This is a genomic window from Streptomyces sp. NPDC048483 (assembly GCF_040651455.1).
Lineage (GTDB): Bacteria > Actinomycetota > Actinomycetes > Streptomycetales > Streptomycetaceae > Streptomyces.
Genome location: NZ_JBEZJZ010000223.1, coordinates 1 through 4,203, shown reverse-complemented (window position 1 = coordinate 4,203; position 4,203 = coordinate 1). Strand labels below are relative to the sequence as shown.

General features: G+C 68.7%; 3 protein-coding genes. All 3 read left to right on the top strand.

Features of this window, described 5'->3' with window-relative positions:
- Window positions 1–291: 291 nt before the first annotated feature.
- Genes AB0D04_RS42270 through AB0D04_RS42260 form a run of 3 tightly spaced genes read left to right on the top strand, consistent with a single transcriptional unit; the run spans window position 292 to window position 4,006 of the window.
- Window positions 292–1,668, top strand: coding sequence for a glycosyltransferase (locus tag AB0D04_RS42270; RefSeq protein ID WP_362712768.1), 1,377 nt, complete (start codon window positions 292–294; stop codon window positions 1,666–1,668).
- 29 nt (window positions 1,669–1,697) lie between these two features.
- Window positions 1,698–2,906 carry a glycosyltransferase gene (locus AB0D04_RS42265; RefSeq protein ID WP_362712766.1) on the top strand — a complete coding sequence of 403 codons (1,209 nt, stop codon included), beginning with the start codon at window positions 1,698–1,700 and terminating at the stop codon, window positions 2,904–2,906.
- Between the two features lie 41 nt (window positions 2,907–2,947).
- Window positions 2,948–4,006: a DegT/DnrJ/EryC1/StrS family aminotransferase gene (locus AB0D04_RS42260; protein WP_362712770.1), complete on the top strand. Its 1,059-nt coding sequence runs from the start codon at window positions 2,948–2,950 to the stop codon at window positions 4,004–4,006.
- Window positions 4,007–4,203 lie beyond the last annotated feature (197 nt).

Genomic DNA, 4,203 nt, shown 5'->3' with positions numbered 1-4,203 from the left:
GGCGATCGTCAGATAGGGGTTGACCATGGCCGGCCGGCGGCCATTGGATGGGGACCGCCGAGGCCGGCTGACGCCCGGCGGGGGGCTTGCTCCGGCCGAGATGAGCTCGGACGCCGAGCCGGCGTCCGGACATGGGCGGTGACGGCGACAGCTTCTCCCGCCTGACACAGATCTCGGCATGCTCCCCTTAATTCGTGCGGCCGCCGCATTCCGTCATCGGGACCTGGCACCGGACACCAGGGGTGAAGAACCACATATCGGTGTACTAGAGGAATGAGTGGGGAACCCTCGATGACAGCTCTGTACGGTGGGCCGCTGCTGTTCGTCAGCAGCTCGGAGTCGGGGCGGATCAATCCGCTGCTCGCCATCGCCTCCGATCTCGGCCGGCGTGGCGGTGTCCCGTTGGTCTTCGCCACGACCGAGGACTGCCGTGGCGAGATCGAGGCGCTGCCCGCCACGCCCCCCGTCCGGTTCGCCTCCCTCGGCGAGCCGAACCCGGAGCATCTGCCGAAGACCTGGGACAACGAGACGTTCGAGGCGTTCACCGTCTCCTCCCGGGCCCAGGCCGTCTCCGCCTACCTGGAGCGGGTCACCGACGCCGACTTCCTGCAGACGGTGTACGACCGGCTGTTGGCGATCGTGGACGAGGTCAAGCCCGCCCTGATCATCGCCGATCAGGACGTGCCGTACGCCTTCGACGCGGCATTGGCCCGGGACATCCCCTACGTGATGACCGTGCCGATTCCGCTGGGCGCCGTCTACGGGCACCGGGTGCCCGCCGACTATCCGAAGACGTTCACGGGCCTGCCGCTGCAGATGACCCCCCAGCAGCTGGAGCAGAACGAGGAGTTCGCGCGCGAGGTGGGGGAATGGGCCGGTAACTCGGCCCGCATCAAGAAGTTCGTGGAGCAGCGGGTGGCCGCCGGGTTCACCAACCCCGCGTGCGTGTCGTCGGTCTACGCGGACGGGGCACGCTCCGTCCTGGGGCTCACGGTCTTCGGTGTGGAGTACGAGTTCCCCGACCTGCCGGACAACCTCACCATGGTGGGCGCGCTGATCCCGTCGGATCCGGCAGAGCGCGAGATGACCTCGCTGACCGGCTGGCTCGATGAGCACGAATCGATCGTCTACATCGGCTTCGGCACCATCATGCGGCCCTCCGCCGGGCAGATCGCCGCGCTCGTCGAGGCCGTACGCCGGCTCCCCGACCGCCACCACGTGCTGTGGCGGCTGCCCGAATCCCAGCAGAAGCTGCTGCCGCCGCGGGAGGAGCTGCCGGCGAACCTCCGTATCGAATCATGGCTGCCGTCCCAGACGGAGGTGCTGGCGCACCCCCACGTCAAGGTGTTCTTCAACCACGGCGGCGGCAACGCGGTCAGCGAGGGCAGCTACTTCGGCACGCCGCAGTTGGTGATGCCCTTCTGGATGGACTGCTACGACTGGGCTGCGCGGGTCGTCGACAGCGGCATCGGCCTCACCGTGGAGTACTCGGCGGAACCCGACCCACAGTGGATCAGCGGGCAGCTCAACAGGCTGCTGGAGGAGGAGCTGTTTGCGGAGCGTGCGCAGCACTGGAGCGAGCGCCAGCGGGAGGCAGGCGGCCTGAAGGCAGCCTCGGAGATCGTCCTCGAGCACGCGACCGCCGCCGAGCAGGCGACCCAGGCCTGACCGGTCTCGCTGGAACAGGAGCATCACTCGTGCGTGTCCTTGCCACTGTCAACGCCTCCCCCTCGCACACGCGTAAGTTCATCCCGCTCGTCCGCGCGCTGAAGGACGCCGGCCACGAGGTGCACTTCATCACCTCGGAGCCCATCGTCAAGGAGCTGGTGCGGGAGAGGGTCGGGATCAGCACCCTCATGCCCAACGCCTACGACGGCCTCAAGGCGATGCTCCAGAGCATGGCCGCCGCGGAGGCCGCCGGGATGGCGACCGGCACCGATGAGACCGACACCACCGACGGCTTCAACACGCTGTTCGCCTTCGACTTCTGGCGCGAACTGCTGCCGCCCGTGACCGAAGCGGCCCGTGAGTTCGCACCGGACCTGCTGCTGCGCGACGACTTCGACCTCCTCGGCTACCTGACGGCCGAGCAGCTGGGCGTCCCGCACGTCACGATGTCCGGCGGCTCCACGATCCTGCTGGACCCGTCGAGGCTGGCCGATCCACTCGACGCGCACGGTGCGGCGCTGGGCATCACCGGCTCCGGTCGGGGCCTGTACGGCTACGGCCGGGTGGATTACGTGCCGGCCGACCTGTCCTTCACCGCCCACCAGTGGCCCGTCGAACTGCGCTTCCGCCAGCCGGTGCTGACCCGGCCGGGCGAGTCGCTGCCGTCCTGGATCGCCGACCTTCCGGGCGACAAGCCCCTGGTCTACGCCGCGCTGGGCACCTCACTGCCGATGCAGGCCGAACTCCAGCAGCAGGGCGTCACGCTGCCCGCGTCGATCAGGCCGGAGCACGAGGTGCGGCTCGTCGTGGACGCGCTGTCCGAGGTGGACTGCGTGGCGTTGGTGGCGAGCGGCGGGATCGGCACGGACCTGCCGCGGGCCGACCACGTGCACCTCGTCGACTCCGTACCGCAGCCGCTGGTGCTGGAGGCCGCCGACCTGTTCCTCAACCACGGCGGATACAACGGGATTCGGGAGGCGCTGCGGTCCGGAGTGCCGATGGTGGTGTGCCCGCAAGGGGCGGACCAGCCGCACAACGCCCGGCGCGTATCCGAGCTGGGCCTGGGACTCCAGGTGACCGACGCGAACCCGGAGACGGTGGCGCAGGCGTGCCAGGCGGTTCTCGGGGACGGCGCGTTCCACAACCGGGCCGCGGTGGCGCGGCGCAAGGTCCTGGCCATGCCGGGCGAGGAGACCGCGCCCGAGCAGTTGGAGCGGATCGCGTCCGGCCAGGCGTAGCACCCGATCAGGCAAGGTCAACGCGGATGAGCGAGGAGTTCATGGGATACGAGTACCCGGTTTCCAAGCCTTGGCTTGAGGGGCGTGAGCTGGAGTATGTGACGGAGGCGGTCAGCAGTGGCTGGATTTCCTCCCAGGGGCCCGCCGTCAAACAGTTCGAGGCCGAGTTCGCACGCTACAACGGCGTGGCTCACGGGGTCGCCTGCTCTTCGGGGACCACGGCGCTGACCCTGGCGCTGCGGGCTCTCGGTGTCGGCCCGGGCGACGAGGTGATCGTCCCCGAGTTCACGATGATCGCCACCGCCTGGGCGGTCGAGTACGTGGGCGCGACGCCCGTGTTCGTCGACTGCCGCGACGACCTCAACATCGACGTCTCCCGCATCGAGGAGAAGATCACGTCGCGCACCAAGGTCATCATGCCGGTCCACATCTACGGGCGCCGCTGTGACATGGACGCGGTCATGGACATCGCGTTCCAGTACGGCCTGCGTGTCGTGGAGGACTCCGCCGAGGCGCACGGCGTGCGCCCAGTGGCGGACATCGCGTGTTTCTCGCTGTTCGCGAACAAGATCATCACGTCCGGCGAGGGCGGCATCTGCCTGACCGACGACCCGTGGCTGGCGGGCCAGATGGCCCACCTGCGAGCGATGGCCTTCAGCGCGGAGCACAACTTCCTGCACAAGAAGCTGGCGTACAACTTCCGCATGACCAACATGCAGGCGGCGGTCGCGCTGGCTCAGGTGGAGCGGCTCGACGACATCCTCGCCTACCGCCGCGACATCGAGAAGCGGTACGACGAGGGCCTGCGGGGCATACCCGGGATCACTCTGATGCCCACACGCGACGTGCTGTGGATGTACGACGTGCGTGCCGAGAACCGTGACGAACTGCGCCGGTTCCTGGCCGACGAGGGCATCGAGACGCGGCTGTTCTTCAAGCCGATGAGCAGGCAGCCCGGCTTTCTGGACCCGATCTGGCCCACGCTCAACGCCAACCGCTTCGCGGAGGACGGCTTCTACCTGCCGACCTACACCCAGCTGACCGCGGCCGACCAGGAACACATCACCGGCAAGATCCGCGAGTTCTACGCCGTCGGCTGATCAGCGGCGGCTGTTCCGACGGAACGAGGGGCCACGGGGCGAGACTCGCCCCGTGGCCCCTCGTCCGTGTCCCGCAGTCCGCGGTCCGTGGGGCCGCTCGTTCGCGGGACCGGAAGCCGGCCACCGTCCGGAGGAACGGCGAGGGGCCCGGAGAGACGAATAATCCGGCGTGCGTACGGAGATCTTCGTGATCTCCG

Bases quoted from the DNA above. Each gene is read 5' to 3' on its own strand.
- AB0D04_RS42270 (WP_362712768.1), top strand. From the start codon at position 292: ATGACAGCTCTGTACGGTGGGCCGCTGCTGTTCGTCAGCAGCTCGGAG.
- AB0D04_RS42260 (WP_362712770.1), top strand. From the start codon at position 2,948: ATGGGATACGAGTACCCGGTTTCCAAGCCTTGGCTTGAGGGGCGTGAG.